Source organism: Arthrobacter sp. N199823 (assembly GCF_002929705.1).
Lineage (GTDB): Bacteria > Actinomycetota > Actinomycetes > Actinomycetales > Micrococcaceae > Specibacter.
The window spans coordinates 327,665-343,758 of record NZ_PJIN01000004.1; the positions used below are offsets into that span (position 1 = coordinate 327,665).

Here is a 16,094-nt window from a genome sequence, read left to right on the forward strand (position 1 = left end):
TCACACTTGGGCATTTTTGCGCCCCCTTAGCACAGACCCCCGATGCCCGGTTGCCGGGAAATAATTGGTAGGCTGGGAAGTCGGCCCTGCTCCCTTAAGGGAAGCTGCCGCAACCACTCCCATTCCCTCTAAGGAGAACTAAGCCTCAATGACATCCGTGGCCACTGAATCACTGCGTGAACAGCTCTGGAATCGCCGTTACGACGAGAACATTGCTCCCATCACCGAACTCTGCGACACCCTGGCGGAAGCCCGGCCCGAGCAGCAGGTGGCTTACGTGGACCCCGTTCATGATGTTGACGAGTGCAAGATCATCAGCTTGTTTTCCAATGTTGGCGAAATTGACGATTCCGGCTACGTCACCGCTGGCGACGAGCAGGCAGCCACGCGCCTTCTGGGTATCCATTGGCAGCTTGGTCTGCGCCCCAGCTACGTCATGCCGTGGAACGTGCACCCCTGGTTCACCCCGGGCGAGCCCAACGGCCGTCTCACGGCACCACAGATCGAGCAGGGTCTGCGCCCGCTGGTGAAGTTCCTGACGCTGGTCCCCCGCGCATCCGCTCTAGTGGCCCACGGCACCGAGGCGCACCGCCTGGCCGATCAGCTGCTGAAGGCGCAAGGGCCCATGTTGTACAAGCGCGGCTTTGGCATCTACAAGGTTCGCTCATTGTCCGGCCGCAGCTTTGCCGGTTCCCCGGAACGTCAGGAGCAGTGGCTGCAGGAATCAGCCAAGGCCTACGCCGAGTCGATGACCCGCAACGGCATCACCATCAAGGGCCGCTAGCACCGGATTCCTTGCCGGCTCACTCCTGCCTGGCCCGTAACACCTTGCCCCGCTATGTCGCGTGGCACGGCGGTTACGGGCCAGTGGCCTTTAAGCCGTCACCGAGGCCGACGGCGGGAGCGAGCCTTTACGGCGTCGCTCGCCACCAAGGAAAGCACCAGCCACAGCGTGAACCCCAGCACTCCGGCCACGATGGCCGCTGTGGGTCTCAAAATCCCGGCAATCAGGGAATCGCTGGTTAGCATGATGGTCCCGGCGAGAAATAAGAGTGCAGCCAAGGACGGCGGCACTACTTTCACCAGCCACAGCATGACAGAACGTGCGCGGTCCATGGGCCCTCCTTCAAGGTTGCTTGCAAAGTTTACGGCTAAACTCCTTTCGTGATGCACACAGAAACTCGCCCCAAGCCCGCACTCGTTATCTACGCCGTAGCCGCCGACCTTGTGTTGGTGCTGGTTTTTGCGCTTTCTGGGCGCCGCAGCCATGCCGAGACGCTGAGCGTGGCGGGGGTACTGGAAACGGCATGGCCCTTTCTGGTGGCGCTGGCCGGGGGCTGGTTGATCTGCCGCACGTGGGCGCATCCGGTGCAGCTTCTCCCCCGTGGCATCTACCTGTGGCTCATCACCTTAATCCTCGGCATGGCGCTGCGCTTAGCCTCGGGGGCCACGGCAGCCATCCCCTTCGTGGTGGTCGCCACTCTGGTGCTGGCCTTGTTCTTGCTGGGCCACAGAATTCTGGCAACACTGGTGCTCCGCCGCAGTGCGAAAGCCTAGTTCCAAGCCCCGTTTGGGATAGGATCTAAGCGTGTTGACACGGATATTTGCTTCCCCGCGGAACCGCTGACGTAGCACCGCTGACGCAGTGGCGAATGCACATTCAACAACTCCAGATAATTCACCCACACGACAAGGACCCCCGACTGTGATTACCGCATTTGTCCTGATCAAGACCGACGCAACACGGATTCCCGAGGCCGCTCAGGAAATCTCGGAGCTGGCGGGCATCAGCGAGGTCTACTCCGTGACGGGCGAGTGGGATCTGATCGCTATTGCCCGGGTGAAGAAGCATGAGGACCTGGCCGAGGTCATCGCCGACAAGCTTTCCAAGGTCAAGTCAGTGGTCTCCACCACAACACAGATCTCCTTCCGCGCCTACTCACAGCATGATCTTGATGCGGCATTTGCCCTCGGCTTCGATCACTGAGTTTCACGGATGCACCTTGAAATTGCTGTCCAGGATGTTCCCGGAGCCCAACTGGCAGCCTTTCATGGTGCTGACCGCATTGAGTTGTGCGCAGCTCTCCAACTAGGTGGCCTTACGCCGTCGCAGGGATTACTCACCAGCATTCGCGGCACCGAACCGGGGTTGCCGATCCACACGTTGATTCGGCCGCGCCCCGGCGACTACGTCTATGACGCGGCAAGTGTTGCTCTGATGGTGGCTGAGATCAAGGAAATGCGTGACGGTGGCGCCACCGGTGTGGTGATTGGCGCACTGACCTCTGATGACACCATTGACTACGCCGTAGTAGAGACCTTGGTGGCGGCCGCCGACGGATTGCACATCACCTTCCACCGCGCCGTGGACCACCTCTTCAGGAACGACGCCGTTGCTGCCGTGCCGCACTTGGCCAGCCTAGGGGTGGCGCGTATCTTGAGTTCCGGCGGATCTACCAGAGCTGGTGCAGGACTGGCCCAGCTACAAGCCATGCATGAAGCAGCTGCGGGGTCGTTGAGCGTGATGGCCGGCGGCGGCGTTGACATCGCCGACTTCGCCGCGTTTCATGAAGCCGGTCTGCGCGATGTTCATCTCTCCGCAAAGCGGATAGTTCATCACCCCACTCCGGCTCCACTCACGGAAGCTGCGAAGGCTGAGGACAATAGCTATTTTGCCACCGACGCAAGTCTGGTGGAACAAGCCGGGATCGCAGCTAGGGCACTGGCCTGAGCTAGTTCTGCTGGGCTAATTCTGTGGGCTAGTTCTGCTGGGCCTGGCTACTCAACGCTACCCAGCGGGTGAGAACCTTGGCGGCCGCTCCACTATCAATGGAGGTCTTGGCCCGCACCACCGCGGCGGCCATCCGCTCGAGCAGAGTTCCGTCACTGTTGGGGTCATAGGCCACCAGGCCTGCCGCGGCATTGAGGACCACTGCGTCACGCACTGGCGAGCGTTCGCCATCCAGGATGCGGCGAACGACCCCAGCATTGAATTCTGCATTCTGCCCCCGCAAGTCTTCAATAGTGGCGCGAGGGATACCCAGATCCAACGGATCAAAGTGGCTTTCGGTGATGGAATTGCCCCTGACCTCCCAGATAGTGGAGGTGCCCGTCGTCGTCAATTCATCCAGTCCATCACTGCCACGGAAGACGAGTGCACGAATGTTTCTGGCCGCAAGCACGCCCGCCATGAGGGGAGCCATCCGGACATCGGCCACCCCAATAGCCGATGCCACCACACGGGCAGGATTAGTCAGCGGCCCCAGAAAGTTGAAGGCGGTGGGGACGGCAAGTTCCCTTCGGGCAACTGCCGCGTAACGCATGGAGGGGTGGAAGAAGTTTGCAAAACAGAAGGTAATGCCCACTTCTGTCGCCGCACGTTCCACCATCTCCAGCGGCAGGTCCAGCCGGACTCCCAGGCTCTCCAGAACGTCGGCCGAGCCGGCAGCCGAGGAAGATGCCCGGTTTCCGTGCTTTACAACGGTGGCGCCAGCACCGGCACAGACCAAAGCGGCCATGGTGGAAATGTTGACAGTGTTGAGGCGGTCTCCGCCCGTGCCAACAATGTCAAGAGCTTCACTAGATACCTGCAAGGGTCGGGCGTTGGAAAGCATTGCCTCCACAAGTCCTGTCACTTCCGCGACAGTTTCTCCCTTAGCCCGAAGCGCCACAAGAAACCCGGATATCTGTGCGTCGCTGGCGTCGCCAGCCATGATCGTATTCATTGCCCACGCTGTCGCGTCCTGCTCCAGATCGTTTCCCGCAATCAATGCGGCAATGAGATTTGGCCAGGTGTGGTTGCTTGCCGAAGCGTCTTGAAGAGGATTCACCCTATAAATATTAGACGCAACGGAGCAGTTCCCAGCCTATGTGACCATTGACACGTGCTCCGTGTTGTGCATACAGAACTGGGTTTAGGCTGTGAATGCACCGGAATTTCGCAAGTTTGTAGAAAAAGATCTCTCAATCAGAGTTTTGCATTGGGTTCTCTGGCGTTTTATAGACATAATGTCTATGTGACAACTGCAACCCACGCCCCCAGTACCCCGGCGCATCCGACGCTGAACCGTCCGAACATGGTTTCTGTAGGAACCGTAGTTTGGCTGTCCAGTGAGCTGATGTTCTTTGCCGGCCTTTTTGCCATGTACTTCACGCTACGTTCCACCACTGGTGGATTGTGGGCGGAAGAATCGGCCAAGCTGAACTTCCCGTTCGCCCTGGTTAACACCCTCATTCTGGTTTCCAGCTCCTTCAGCTGCCAGATGGGTGTGTTCACCGCGGAGAACCTTCGGCCGCGCCGCACCGGAAGCTTCTTCCAGTTCTCCAAGTGGGGAATGACGGAGTGGTTCCTGTTGACCTTCGTTCTTGGATCGATCTTCGTAGCCGGTCAGGCGACCGAATACGCCCTGTTGACCTCCGAGCACGTGACCTTGAATTCAAACGCCTATGGCTCCGCCTTCTACATGACGACTGGCTTCCACGGCCTGCACGTCCTTGGTGGCCTCATAGCCTTCCTCCTCATTGTTGGCCGCGCCTTTGCAGCCAAGAAGTTTGGACACTTTGAAGCTACGAGCGCGATCGTAACTTCCTACTACTGGCACTTCGTGGATGTCGTGTGGATTGGCCTCTTCCTGGTCATCTACGTACTGAAATAGGCTCACAGCAGCTTTTTCTACACAACAAGAACTAGCATTTGCGGCTCTCACTAGGGGCTGCTGGATACAGATCAAAGGAACCACCAAGTGAAGGCACTCTCGCAGAAGCGACGTCATCCGTTGGCCGCACTAGCGTTGCTAGTCATGGGGCTCATGCTGACAGGTGGGCTATATGCCGTTGTCACAACCGTGAATGAGGCCAAGGCCGACACCACCACCTACAGTGCGCATGAAGTTGAAGAGGGCGAGAAGCTCTTTATCGCCAACTGCGCAACCTGTCACGGCCTCGGCGCAAGCGGCACTGACGCAGGACCGTCATTGGCTGGCGTAGGCGCTGCAGCTGTTGACTTCCAGGTCGGCACGGGCCGCATGCCCATGCAGATGCAGGGGCCTCAGGCCCGCGAGAAGCCGAAGCAGTTCACCACGGAGCAGACCCGCGAGATGGCTGCATACGTAGCCACCCTGGGCGACGGCCCCGCACTGCCCGCTGAGGAATACATCGATGGAGAAGGTGACGCAGCCGCCGGTGGCGAGTTGTTCCGCGTCAACTGCGCCATGTGCCACAACGCCGCCGCTGCCGGTGGCGCCCTGACCCGTGGCAAGTTTGCTCCCTCGCTTGCAGGGGTTTCAAACAGCCACGTTTACAGCGCAATGGTGACCGGGCCGCAGAACATGCCGGTCTTCAACGATGCCAACATCACCCCCGAGGGTAAGCGCGACATCATCACGTTCCTGAACACCATTGAGAACCAGGGCAACCCTGGTGGCGCCAAGCTTGGTTCACTGGGGCCGGTATCCGAGGGCTTGTTCCTCTGGACTGCTGTTCTGGGTGTCATCATCGGCTTCACCATTTGGCTGACCTCACGGACCTCCTAGGTCCACCCAGAAGTCAATAGATTTTGGCTGCAGCTGCAGCCGCAGAAACATACATTACGACCCCGGGACTGTTCCGGGATAAGAGAAGGATGAGGGGAATATGGGCAACCATAGTGACGGCACGCCGACAAGCTCGGACGCCGTAGCTAAGGCTGGTCACGACGAGGTGGATAAGTTCCAAGACCCGGGACTTGCACCACATCGTTTGCGACTAGCTGACACGGACCCCAAGGCTGCAAAGCGGGCCGAACGCCAGGTGGCATGGCTATTTATCATTTCCATTGCCGGAACCTTACTGTTCTTCGTCGCTTACTTCGGTATTCGGCTGGATGATACGTTCGGCACGCTGCGTCTGCAGAACACCTTTCTAGGCCTGGGCGTCGCCTTCGCCATGCTGGGTATTGGAACTGGAATTGTGCACTGGGCCCGCGCCCTCATGCCGGACCACGAAGTGGCTGAAGAACGCCACGAACTGCGTACCGAAGAGGACCGCCTTGCTGCTCTCAAGATTGTCGATGACATCATTGATGAAACTGGCATCAAGCGCCGCCCGCTGATCCGCAACACCCTCATCGGTGCTGTGGCTCTGGCACCCTTGCCGGCCATTGCCATCTTCCGTGACCTTGGCCCACTGCCGGGTGATTCTCTCCGCCATACCTTGTGGAAGGAAGGCGAGCGTCTTGCACGCGACCCCGACGGAACTCCCATCAAGGCTTCCGATGTCACCATCGGTTCCGCTTTCCATGTGATTCCGGAATCACTGAACAGCCTTGAGCACGGCAAGCTGAATGCAAAAGCCAAGGCTGTGGTGCTGTTGATGCGTTTGGATCCCCAAGACCTCAATCCTTCCGAGGGTCGCGAGGACTGGAGCTACAACGGCATTGTTGCCTACTCCAAGATTTGCACCCACGTTGGTTGCCCGGTTGCTCTCTACGAGCAGCAGACGCACCACCTTCTGTGCCCCTGCCACCAGTCGACCTTCGACCTGACGCAGGAATGCAAGGTTATCTTCGGCCCGGCCGTTCGGCCTTTGCCGCAGCTGCCCATCACGGTTGACGCTGATGGCTACCTGGTCGCTCAGAGCGACTTCCACGAACCTGTTGGACCGAGCTTCTGGGAGCGTGGCTAAACATGTCTGCAGTTACTGAAACTCCGTTCGAACCGACCACCACCACTGGACGCATCACCAACTTTGTTGATGAGCGTGTTGGCGGATCGGGTATGTTGCGTGAATTCGGCCGGAAGGTCTTCCCCGACCACTGGTCATTCATGTTCGGTGAAGTGGCAATGTACTCCTTCATCATCCTTCTTCTCTCCGGTACCTTCCTGACGTTCTTCTTTGATCCGTCCATGGCAGAGACCCACTACAACGGACCCTATGTGCCCCTCAAGGGTGTCGAAATGTCCGTTGCATACAGTTCCTCGCTGAACATCTCCTTCGAGGTTCGCGGTGGCTTGTTCATGCGACAGGTTCACCACTGGTCAGCTCTGCTCTTCGTGGCAGCTGTTGCTGTGCACATGCTCCGCGTGTTCTTCACCGGCGCATTCCGCAAGCCCCGTGAAATGAACTGGGTGGTGGGCGGCGTTCTTCTGATCCTGTCCTTGGCTGCCGGCTTCACCGGCTACTCCCTCCCCGATGATCTGCTCTCCGGAAACGGTCTGCGAATCATTGATGGCGTGGTCAAGGCCATCCCCGTCGTTGGTACCTACATTTCCTTCTTCCTGTTCGGTGGAGAATTCCCCGGCACCATGATCATCGGCCGCCTCTACATGATGCACATCATGTTGGTACCTGCCATGATCCTGCTCATGCTGGTCATCCACCTGTTCATGGTTGTTATCCACAAGCACACGCAGTACCCAGGTGCAGGGCGCAACGACCGCAACGTGGTCGGCTACCCCCTCGGCCCGGTATACGCTGCCAAGGCCGGTGGATTCTTCTTCATCATGTTCGGCATCATTGCCTTCGTCGCCGGTTTCTTCCAGATCAACCCGATCTGGAACTACGGACCGTACGATCCCTCCCCCGTCTCCGCAGGCACCCAGCCTGACTGGTACATCGGTTGGGTAGATGGCGCCTTGCGTTTGATGCCGGGCTGGCTCTTCAACATTCCGATGGAATGGCACATCCCACTGCCGTGGGGAACCAACACGCTGTCCTTCAACGTGCTTGGCCCTGCTTTGATCCCGGCCGGTCTTGTGTTCACCGCACTGTTCTTGTACCCGTGGATTGAGCGTTGGGTAACCCGCGACAACCGCGAACACCACGTGCTCGACCGCCCGCGCAACGTTCCCACCCGTACGGCCATTGGCGTTGCAGGCTTCATCTTCTACTGCGTCATGTGGGCAGCTGCAAGCTCCGACTTGATCGCAACACATTTCCAGGTATCGCTGAATGACGTGACGTACTGGTTGCGTGCACTGTTCTTCATCGGCCCGATCGTTGGCTTCATTGTCGCTAAGCGCGTAGCCCTTGCGCTCCAGCGAAAGGACCGTGAGATTGCTCTGCACGGCCGCGAGACCGGACGCATTGTGCGCCTGCCGCACGGTGAGTTCCAGGAAATCCATGCGCAGCTCGATGACTACAAGCGCTACAAGCTGGTTGGTTACGAGTCCCCCGTCCCTGAAGAGGGCATCCCGAATGAAAACGGCATCGTCACGAAGAAGGAAAACCTGCGCTCCAAGCTCAGCAGCTTCTTCTTCGAGGATCGTGTAGCTCCGGCCACACCGTCCGAGCTCGAGGCCGGTCATCATCACGAGGCTGTTGAAGCCGGAGATGACGACAAGGCAATCACGCACTAATCATGTGAGTGTTTACTAGTTCAGAAGTAAGAAGGCGGTTCCTTTCGGAACCGCCTTCTTCGTTTAAGTTCTAAGGACCCGGTGGCTGATCAAGCGTCAGCGGGCATCCACAGGCTCTCTCAGCTGGCCCCGAACAGGGACTCCGAGCCGTCTCAACCTCCGAAGCGGAATTGCTCTAGTACATGCGACGTGCGCGCACGCCAGAGCGCTGCAGGGGCACACGGAGCTTGTAGCGGTCTGCGCGGTAGAACGACACGGAGTAGTCCACAGTGGATCGTGACACGAAGGCATGGCGTTCTGTGCGCAGTACAGGGGCCCCAATGTCGATATTCAACAGTCGAGCGATGGACGGCGTCGCTGCATTGGCTTCAATGATGTCCTCACCCCACTCGATGATCAGTCCATACCGCTCCCCCAGCACGTTGTACAGCGAGGTTGGCGGACCAGCTTCGAGGATCCCAGGAACGCGCCACGCCGGAATGAAGTTTTCATCAACACTCATGGGTAAGTCATCGGCTAGCAGCAGGCGGCGCAGGCGAATGACGGCCGCGCCTTCTTCAATCTGCAGTTCGCGCGCCAAACGAGCCGTGGCCGGAATTTGTTCAAACGCCAGAGTCCGGGCCGCCGGCCGCAGTCCACGTCTGGCCATTTCCTCAGAGTAAGAAGTCAGCTTGAGGGTCACATCCAACTTGGCACGTGCCACGAACGTGCCAACGCCCACCTCTCGCTCAAGCAGTCCTTCCTCCACCAGGGCTTCAATAGCATGGCGCAGCGTCATCCGTGCAACACCGAAACGTTCGGCCATGTCACGCTCGGACGGCAGTTGCCGCCCCGGCTTACTCTGCCCAACTACGTACTGGCGCAACAACTCCCGAAGCTGGAGGTGAACCGAGACTTTGGCGTCCCTGTCCAACTCCCCCGGGATCTCGTTCGCCGACGGCACCAAATAGCCCATGAAACTCCTCTGTTCACAAGTACCAGCCTAAAACACGACTACTCTCTATACAGAACCATTTACCCTAGGAGTAACCATGTACACCCGGAAAGCCACCATTGCAGCCAGCGTTGGCTTGCATGCCCGTCCGGCTGCCGTCTTCGTCAGGGCCGTCAATCGGACCGGACTGCCCATCACGCTCGCCAAAAAGGGTCAATCCCCCGTTGACGCCAGGTCGCTGCTAGCTGTGATGAGTGCGGACTTTGAATGCGGTACGGAAGTATTGATTGGCGTCGAGCACACCGAGGCCAGTGAAGAGGCCGTTACAACCGCCGTGGACGCCCTGGCAGAGCTGCTCCTCACTGACCTCGTAGATCAGCCGCTAAAGCCCGCGTAGCCGCATTCAGGGGCCCACGCTCCCGCCGCTCACTCTCGGCGCTCCTCCACCACCAACGCTCCATCACATTCCGGGCAGTTTCGGGAAACCCTTCATCACGTTCCGGGTGTTTTTGGGGAACGCTCCATCACGTTCCGGGTGTTTTTGGGGAACGCTCCATCACATTCCGGGTGTTTTTGGGGAACGCTCCATCACATACTGGTAAAAAATCGAAAGCGCCCCCGCGGGGGCGCTTTTCTTTGGGCCAAGAATTCCGGTGCTCTCCATACCAAAGTACGACGGCGGAACTCGCCCTTCCGTGGCGAAGGAGCCTGCCGACGTCGTTCTTTATTTTTATGTGAGGAAGCGATCGGCAAAAACAACCCTAAAGGTGAGGAAGCGATCCTTAAAACAGTCCAAAAGGTGAGGGAGCGTCGCCGGTGGGGCGGGATGGACTGAGGATATCCGGACACAACAAAAGGGATTGCCCCACACCAGCGGTGTAGGGCAATCCCTTTTGTTGTTGCAGCTCCCAAGTTCAGGGACAGAAATCCAGCTCTAGTGAGCGTGGTCTCCGCGGCTGTATTCGTAAACCCAACCAACCAGTGCGATGACGGCCAAGCCAGCTCCGAAGAGGAAGACCCACCAGCCAACGGCCATACCAGCGAACCCGAGGGCGCAGGCAATGCCCAGAACCAGCGGCCACCAGCTCCAAGGGCTAAAGTGTCCCTGTTCGCCGGAACCTTCGTGGATCTCGGCGTCAAGACGGTCCTCGGGACGAGGGCCAACGCGATCGCCGGTGAACTTAACGTAAATACCGATCATGAAGCACAAACCGGAGAGCAAGTACATGGCCAAGAAGCCAACGTGCTCGTTCCAGTTCACCATGAAACCGTAAACAGTGGCCACGGGGATGAAGAAGAGGCCTAGCAATATGAATAACCATGCTTCGATTTTCACTACTTTGCTCCCTTCGAGGATGCGCCTACCGGCACTGGAACATAATGCGGCGCCAGTTCCGGGTGGTGGAGATCAAGTGCCGGACGCTCCGAACGGATACGCGGCAACGACGTGAAGTTGTGGCGCGGCGGCGGGCAAGATGTTGCCCATTCCAAGGAAGCACCGAAGCCCCAAGGATCATCGACCTCAACCTTCTTGCCACTTCGCCAGGTGATGTAAACGTTCCAGAACCACGGGATCATCGATGCGCCCAAGACGAACGAGGAAATCGTGGAGAACTGGTTCATCCAGGTGAAGTTATCTTCAACCATGTAGTCAGCGTAACGACGCGGCATACCCATGACACCCAGCCAGTGCTGGATGAGGAAGGTGCCGTGGAAGCCTAGGAACAGGAGCCAGAAGTGAATCTTGCCGAGACGTTCGTTGAGCATCTTTCCGGTGAATTTGGGCCACCAGAAGTAGAAGCCCGCGAACATCGCGAACACCACGGTGCCAAAGACCACGTAGTGGAAGTGGGCTACCACGAAGTACGTATCAGATACGTGGAAGTCGAGTGGCGGTGACGCCAGGATGATTCCCGTCAGGCCACCGAACAAGAAGGTGATGAGGAAGCCCAGGCTCCAGAGCATGGGTGTCTCGAAGGTCAATGACCCTCGCCACATGGTGCCAATCCAGTTGAAGAACTTCACACCCGTTGGCACGGCGATCAGCATCGTCATGAAGGAGAAGAACGGCAGCATAACCTGTCCGGTGACGTACATGTGGTGTGCCCACACAGTCACTGACAAGGCAGCGATAGCAATGGTGGCAAACACCAAGCCCTTGTAACCGAAGATCGGTTTGCGGCTAAAGACCGGGAAAATTTCCGAGACGATGCCGAAGAACGGCAAAGCAATAATGTAAACCTCAGGGTGACCGAAGAACCAGAACAAGTGCTGCCAGAGCATGGCTCCACCATTTTCGGCGTCAAATATATGCGCGCCAAATCGTCGATCTGCACCCAATGCGAACAGTGCTGCAGCCAGTGGCGGGAATGCCATCATGACCAAGATAGCTGTAACCAGTGTGTTCCAGGTAAAGATGGGCATGCGCCACATGGTCATGCCGGGAGCACGCATGCAAATGATGGTGGTGATGAAGTTAACGGAACCAAGGATGGTACCGAAACCAGACAGTGCCAGACCGAAGACCCAGAGGTCTCCACCCACGCCGGGGCTGTAGGTGGTGTTTGACAGCGGTGCGTAGGCGAACCAGCCGAAGGCTGCAGCACCCTGAGGGGTGATGAAGCCGGCAACGGCAATGGTGCTACCGAAAGCGAAGAACCAGAACGCCAGAGCATTCAGTCGCGGGAAGGCAACGTCGGGTGCACCAATTTGCAGTGGCATGATGACGTTAGCGAAGCCGGCAAACAAAGGTGTTGCAAACATGAGCAACATGATGGTGCCGTGCATGGTGAACAACTGGTTGTACTGATCCTTGGTCTGCAAAATCTGCATTCCAGGCTCAAACAGTTCCGCCCTGATGATAAGCGCCATGACGCCACCAAGACAGAAGAATATGAATGATGTAATCAGGTACATGTACCCGATGGTCTTATGGTCGGTCGAAGTCAACCAGTTGACGACAATGCGTCCCTTGGAAACCGGAACGACTCTAGGAGCAGCTGAATCAACGTCAGTTGCCGAGTACTCGCGCGTAGACACTTTCCTCCCCCTACTTCTTCTCGTCCGCGATGGCGGCGCTTGGGTTACGGTCGTACTTCTCAGTCAATTCACCGGTCTGGCCCTTGGCCTTCAGTGACTCGAGGTGGGCATCAAATTCTGCCTGAGAAACAACCTTGACGTTGAAAAGCATTTCGGAGTGGTACTCACCGCACAACTCAGCACACTTACCGTCATACGTGCCCAACGCGGTGGGCGTCAGGGTCATGTAGTTGGTCTTGCCGGGAAGCATGTCCTTCTTGTCCAGGAACGCAGGAACCCAGAAGGAGTGGATGACTTCACGTGAGTTCAGCTGAAGCTCAACCGAACGGTTCACCGGCAAATACAGTGTGGGCAGCGTCGACTTGTCGAACGGCTTGCCGTCCAGTTCAGCCTGAACACCAACGGAATATACGGATTCCTTGACATCGTTGCCAGCCAAGTAGTTGAAGTCGAATGACCACTGCTTGGCACGGACGTCGATCGTCACATCCGGGTTGTCGGTCCGGGCATTGATGGATTCCTGCTCCACATTTGTGAAGTGGAAGAACACCAGCACCATGAACAACGGGATCAACGTGTAAAAAATCTCCAACGGGAGGTTATAGCTAGTCTGCTTCGGGTAGCCAGTGGCACCCTTGCGACGACGGTAGGCAATGATGCACCAGATGATCAGTGCCCATGTAATAAGGCCAACGATCAGGACCGTGATCCAGGTATTAACCCAAAGATCGATGATCCCAGCCGTGTGATTGGTCGTATCACGTTCGGATGGCAACCAGCCATTCTTATTCTCTGCCGTACATCCTGACAAAGCTAACGCTCCGACAATCGCCATCCCAGCTATGGGGATGACTTTTGCGCGTCGGCTGCCGGTTCGGTCCTGCGAACTCACAGACGGCCCTTCCTCTTGTTACTATGCTCTGCAACGGTTACACACCGCTGGAGCGAAATGGGTTTTACTACTCGATGTAGAGCTTACCGCTATGGCACGCAAAATGCGTACTAAACCCTCCGTGCGTCGAATGTCCACAAAGAATCTTTGTGGACATTCCTACCTCGAGTAGAAGTTTTATTTAGTGGAACGAATCGCCGCAGGCGCAAGAGCCTCCAGCGTTGGGGTTGTCAATGGTGAAACCCTGCTTTGAGATGGTGTCCTCAAAGTCAATGCTGGCACCGTCCAAGTAAGGAACGCTCATCTTGTCAATGACAACTTCGACGCCGTCAAAATCGCGGACAGCATCACCATCGAGCATGCGCTCATCAAAGTACAGCTGGTAAATCAGACCGGAGCAGCCTCCGGGCTGAACTGCCACGCGCAGGCGAAGGTCGGTGCGACCTTCCTGCTCGAGCAGGCTGCGCACCTTGCCTGCAGCAACATCGCTGATCAGCACACCGTGGGTGGGCAGCTCAGTTGCTTCTGCGGCGGCGGCAGTTGAGGTTTCTTCGTGAACATTTGCAGTCATGGCGTTTCCTTACGTGGGGGTACATGTACATGCTACGTCGAGCCCGGCAGGGGCGCTAACTAGTCTCAACCATTGCTGGGTGCGTTGTGTTCCCGCAACGCTCCGCCGTTGACGGCGGCCAACAGTAGGGCCTGCGCGACGATGGCCTTTTCGAAATCGCCCAGGTGCAGTGACTCGTTGGCGCTGTGCGCCCTGGAATCTGGATCTTCGACGCCGGTCACCAGGATCTGTGCGTCGGGGAAGATCTCCTTCAGATCAGCAATGAACGGGATGGATCCGCCCATTCCTGTCTCAACAGCAGGGACACCCCATGACTCCCCCATCGCCCACAAGGCTGTCCGGGCGGCAGGTGCCGTGGTGTCGGTGGCGAAAGCCTGGCCTGCTTCGCCAGGGGTGAAGGTAGCCAACGCACCAAAGGGTGCGTTGGCAGCAACATGGGCCGACAAGGCCTCCATGGCCGCTGCCGGGTCCTGACCCGGTGCAACGCGCATGCTGATCTTTGCCCGGGCAGAAGGCAATAATGTGTTTGAACTCATATCCACGCTGGGGATGTCCATGCCAATCACGGAGAGTGCGGGCTGGGACCACAGGCGTGAGGTGATGCTGCCCCGTCCGGCCAACTTCACGCCGTCGAGCACTGCAGCATCGGCGCGGAACATCTCCTCCGGATAGTCAAGATCCCCTTCAGCCCCGCGATGCAGCCCCGCGACAGCCACGGAACCCTGATCATCGTGGAAGGTGGCGATCAGGCGGGCCAGCAGGGTGGGTGCGTCAAGGAGGGGCCCACCGAACATGCCTGAGTGGACCGCGTGTTCGGTGACGCGAACTTCCACCGTGCCGTCAACAAGGCCACGCAAGCTTGTAGTCAGGGCCGGAATGCCCACCTGCCAGTTCGCGGAATCGGCCACTACGATGACGTCACCGGCGAGCAGTTCGCGGTATTCCTGCAGGAAATCCTTGAAGGTGGGTGAGCCGGCTTCTTCCTCGCCCTCGATGAAGAAGGTAATTCCGACGCCGAGCTTTTCACCGAGGGTTTCGGTAAGGGCCCGGAATGAGGCAATGTGGGCCATGATGCCGGCCTTGTCGTCTGCAGCGCCGCGCCCGTAGAGGCGGCCCTCACGTTCAACGGCAACAAACGGCTCACTGTTCCACAGGGTTGAATCACCAGGAGGCTGGACGTCGTGGTGCGCGTACAGCACAACTGTGGGCATGCCGGGGGCTGGCAGTTTCCTGGCCACGACGGCGGGACCGCCCTGGCCGCCGTCGTTCTTGGGCACACGGAGAATCTGGACATCATCAAGACCAGTGGAACGAACCAGCGCCGCCACGGCCTCTGCGCTGCGTTCGAGCTGCGCGGCATCGAAGGCTTCCCAAGCAATCCCGGGAATGGCCACGAGCTCCACCAGCTCGGCAACTGTCGTCGCAAAATTTTCGGCCACGCGGGCACGCAGTTCAGTAATGGGTAGATGGCTAGCGATTTGCGGATCCAGCACTGTAGGGCCGGTCTTCTCAAGAGTCATAATCCAAACACTACCGCCGACAAAGCTGAACCGGTCAAGGTGGCGGCCCGGTTCAGGGTATTCTGTACGGGTGTTTGGACGTAAGAAAGATCAAGCCCCCGACCAGCAGGTCACGCCTGCCTCCACCGCGCCGATTAACCGGTCTACGGACCCGCAATCTGCCAAAGGCGTGCCCACGCCCTCGCGCAAGGCACAGGAAGAGGCCCGCAAGCGGCCGCTCGTGCCTACCGACCGCGGAGCCGCGAAAGTGGCAGCGCGCGACGCACGCCGTGAGGAACAAGCCCGGATGCGCCGTGCCTTGGACACCGGCGAGGAACGCTTCCTCCCGGCCCGTGATAAGGGTCCGCAGAAGCGCTACGCCCGCGACTACGTGGACGCCCGTTTCAGCCTCGGCGAGTACGTCATGTTTGCCGCCTTGGCGATTGTGCTGCTGACAGTGGTCATCCCGCCGCAAAATGACGCAACACTGATCTTGTTCGCCGCCTTCTGGGTCATGGTTGCCGGTGTTGCTGTTGACGTGTGGCTGATGACGCGAAAGCTCAAGCGGCTGCTGATCGCCAAGTTCGGCGGTGTTGACTCCGGAGTCATCTGGTACGCCTCCATGCGTTCCATGCAGTTCCGCCGTTTGCGTCTCCCCAAGCCCCTGGTGCGTCGCGGGGAATGGCCTTCCTAGTCCCCACTCCCTCCCAAATCTCGTACCTCGGTTCGGGACCCTCGGGAGCGTGGGCCCACCACACCTCCTAAATCTCGTACCTCGGTTCGGGACCCTCGGGAGCGTGGGCCCACCACACCGCCCGTCAGCAAA

At 58.4% G+C, this 16,094-nt stretch carries 18 protein-coding genes; 10 read left to right on the forward strand and 8 right to left on the reverse strand.

The annotated features are described in order from the left end of the window. The first annotated feature begins 148 nt into the window (after positions 1-148). Entirely contained in the window at positions 149-784 is a 636-nt protein-coding gene (locus CXQ93_RS11760) for a hypothetical protein (RefSeq protein WP_062288594.1), read from the forward strand. A 98-nt stretch (positions 785-882) separates the two neighbouring features. On the opposite strand, the gene CXQ93_RS11765 is transcribed toward CXQ93_RS11760, so the two are convergent. Beyond that, on the reverse strand, positions 883-1,116 hold the full coding sequence (locus CXQ93_RS11765) for a hypothetical protein (protein ID WP_104110591.1): 234 nt from the start codon (positions 1,114-1,116) through the stop codon (positions 883-885). A 51-nt stretch (positions 1,117-1,167) separates the two neighbouring features. On the opposite strand from CXQ93_RS11765, the gene CXQ93_RS11770 reads away from it, so the two are divergent. The 3 genes from CXQ93_RS11770 (at position 1,168) to CXQ93_RS11780 (ending at position 2,731) form a co-directional block, all read left to right on the forward strand. Beyond that, on the forward strand, positions 1,168-1,557 hold the full coding sequence (locus CXQ93_RS11770) for a DUF3054 domain-containing protein (protein WP_104110592.1): 390 nt from the start codon (positions 1,168-1,170) through the stop codon (positions 1,555-1,557). 148 nt (positions 1,558-1,705) lie between these two features. Further along, entirely contained in the window at positions 1,706-1,987 is a 282-nt protein-coding gene (locus tag CXQ93_RS11775; protein ID WP_104110593.1) for an Lrp/AsnC family transcriptional regulator, read from the forward strand. Positions 1,988-1,996: 9 nt separating this feature from the next. Continuing rightward, on the forward strand, positions 1,997-2,731 hold the full coding sequence (locus tag CXQ93_RS11780) for a copper homeostasis protein CutC (protein WP_104110594.1): 735 nt from the start codon (positions 1,997-1,999) through the stop codon (positions 2,729-2,731). Positions 2,732-2,759: 28 nt separating this feature from the next. On the opposite strand, the gene trpD is transcribed toward CXQ93_RS11780, so the two are convergent. Further along, complete coding sequence (gene trpD, locus CXQ93_RS11785; RefSeq protein WP_258068927.1) at positions 2,760-3,830, reverse strand: anthranilate phosphoribosyltransferase; 1,071 nt, start codon at positions 3,828-3,830, stop codon at positions 2,760-2,762. 186 nt (positions 3,831-4,016) lie between these two features. Between trpD and CXQ93_RS11790 the strand changes: the two genes are divergently transcribed. The 4 genes from CXQ93_RS11790 to CXQ93_RS11805 all read left to right on the forward strand — a co-directional run bounded on the left by CXQ93_RS11790 (position 4,017) and on the right by CXQ93_RS11805 (position 8,333). Beyond that, positions 4,017-4,655: a heme-copper oxidase subunit III gene (locus CXQ93_RS11790; protein WP_181036136.1), complete on the forward strand. Its 639-nt coding sequence runs from the start codon at positions 4,017-4,019 to the stop codon at positions 4,653-4,655. 87 nt (positions 4,656-4,742) lie between these two features. After that, positions 4,743-5,531 carry a c-type cytochrome gene (locus CXQ93_RS11795; protein ID WP_104110596.1) on the forward strand — a complete coding sequence of 263 codons (789 nt, stop codon included), beginning with the start codon at positions 4,743-4,745 and terminating at the stop codon, positions 5,529-5,531. A gap of 100 nt (positions 5,532-5,631) precedes the next feature. After that, positions 5,632-6,660, forward strand: coding sequence for a ubiquinol-cytochrome c reductase iron-sulfur subunit (locus CXQ93_RS11800; RefSeq protein WP_104110597.1), 1,029 nt, complete (start codon positions 5,632-5,634; stop codon positions 6,658-6,660). A gap of 2 nt (positions 6,661-6,662) precedes the next feature. After that, on the forward strand, positions 6,663-8,333 hold the full coding sequence (locus CXQ93_RS11805; protein WP_104110598.1) for a cytochrome bc complex cytochrome b subunit: 1,671 nt from the start codon (positions 6,663-6,665) through the stop codon (positions 8,331-8,333). Positions 8,334-8,508: 175 nt separating this feature from the next. On the opposite strand, the gene CXQ93_RS11810 is transcribed toward CXQ93_RS11805, so the two are convergent. Further along, the gene (locus tag CXQ93_RS11810) at positions 8,509-9,288 is read right to left on the reverse strand and encodes a GntR family transcriptional regulator (RefSeq protein WP_104110599.1); all 780 of its coding nucleotides are present in this window, start codon (positions 9,286-9,288) and stop codon (positions 8,509-8,511) included. Positions 9,289-9,364: 76 nt separating this feature from the next. On the opposite strand from CXQ93_RS11810, the gene CXQ93_RS11815 reads away from it, so the two are divergent. Further along, positions 9,365-9,664 (forward strand): HPr family phosphocarrier protein, encoded by a 300-nt coding sequence (locus CXQ93_RS11815; RefSeq protein ID WP_104110600.1) that lies wholly within the window; start codon positions 9,365-9,367, stop codon positions 9,662-9,664. A gap of 537 nt (positions 9,665-10,201) precedes the next feature. Here the strand turns inward: CXQ93_RS11815 and CXQ93_RS11820 are convergent. The 5 genes from CXQ93_RS11820 to CXQ93_RS11840 form a co-directional block, all read right to left on the reverse strand. After that, positions 10,202-10,603, reverse strand: coding sequence for a cytochrome c oxidase subunit 4 (locus tag CXQ93_RS11820; protein ID WP_104110601.1), 402 nt, complete (start codon positions 10,601-10,603; stop codon positions 10,202-10,204). Further along, positions 10,603-12,306 carry a cytochrome c oxidase subunit I gene (ctaD, locus tag CXQ93_RS11825; protein WP_104110602.1) on the reverse strand — a complete coding sequence of 568 codons (1,704 nt, stop codon included), beginning with the start codon at positions 12,304-12,306 and terminating at the stop codon, positions 10,603-10,605. Before ctaD ends, CXQ93_RS11820 begins: the two co-directional genes overlap by 1 nt. A 10-nt stretch (positions 12,307-12,316) precedes the next feature. After that, the gene (gene coxB, locus CXQ93_RS11830; RefSeq protein ID WP_104110603.1) at positions 12,317-13,198 is read right to left on the reverse strand and encodes a cytochrome c oxidase subunit II; all 882 of its coding nucleotides are present in this window, start codon (positions 13,196-13,198) and stop codon (positions 12,317-12,319) included. Between the two features lie 181 nt (positions 13,199-13,379). Continuing rightward, on the reverse strand, positions 13,380-13,769 hold the full coding sequence (locus CXQ93_RS11835; protein ID WP_104110604.1) for an iron-sulfur cluster assembly accessory protein: 390 nt from the start codon (positions 13,767-13,769) through the stop codon (positions 13,380-13,382). A gap of 65 nt (positions 13,770-13,834) precedes the next feature. Beyond that, positions 13,835-15,289: a dipeptidase gene (locus CXQ93_RS11840; RefSeq protein ID WP_104110605.1), complete on the reverse strand. Its 1,455-nt coding sequence runs from the start codon at positions 15,287-15,289 to the stop codon at positions 13,835-13,837. Between the two features lie 70 nt (positions 15,290-15,359). Here CXQ93_RS11840 and CXQ93_RS11845 point away from each other — a divergent pair, with 70 nt between their 5' ends. Next, complete coding sequence (locus CXQ93_RS11845) at positions 15,360-15,962, forward strand: DUF3043 domain-containing protein (RefSeq protein ID WP_258068930.1); 603 nt, start codon at positions 15,360-15,362, stop codon at positions 15,960-15,962. The last annotated feature ends 132 nt before the right edge of the window (positions 15,963-16,094 follow it).

Coding starts and splice junctions, on each gene's coding strand:
- CXQ93_RS11760 (WP_062288594.1), top strand. CDS start 149: ATGACATCCGTGGCCACTGAATCACTGCGTGAACAGCTCTGGAATCGC.
- CXQ93_RS11765 (WP_104110591.1), bottom strand. CDS start 1,116: ATGGACCGCGCACGTTCTGTCATGCTGTGGCTGGTGAAAGTAGTGCCG.
- CXQ93_RS11770 (WP_104110592.1), top strand. CDS start 1,168: ATGCACACAGAAACTCGCCCCAAGCCCGCACTCGTTATCTACGCCGTA.
- CXQ93_RS11780 (WP_104110594.1), top strand. CDS start 1,997: ATGCACCTTGAAATTGCTGTCCAGGATGTTCCCGGAGCCCAACTGGCA.
- CXQ93_RS11800 (WP_104110597.1), top strand. CDS start 5,632: ATGGGCAACCATAGTGACGGCACGCCGACAAGCTCGGACGCCGTAGCT.
- CXQ93_RS11805 (WP_104110598.1), top strand. CDS start 6,663: ATGTCTGCAGTTACTGAAACTCCGTTCGAACCGACCACCACCACTGGA.
- CXQ93_RS11810 (WP_104110599.1), bottom strand. CDS start 9,288: ATGGGCTATTTGGTGCCGTCGGCGAACGAGATCCCGGGGGAGTTGGAC.
- CXQ93_RS11815 (WP_104110600.1), top strand. CDS start 9,365: ATGTACACCCGGAAAGCCACCATTGCAGCCAGCGTTGGCTTGCATGCC.
- CXQ93_RS11835 (WP_104110604.1), bottom strand. CDS start 13,769: ATGACTGCAAATGTTCACGAAGAAACCTCAACTGCCGCCGCCGCAGAA.
- CXQ93_RS11840 (WP_104110605.1), bottom strand. CDS start 15,289: ATGACTCTTGAGAAGACCGGCCCTACAGTGCTGGATCCGCAAATCGCT.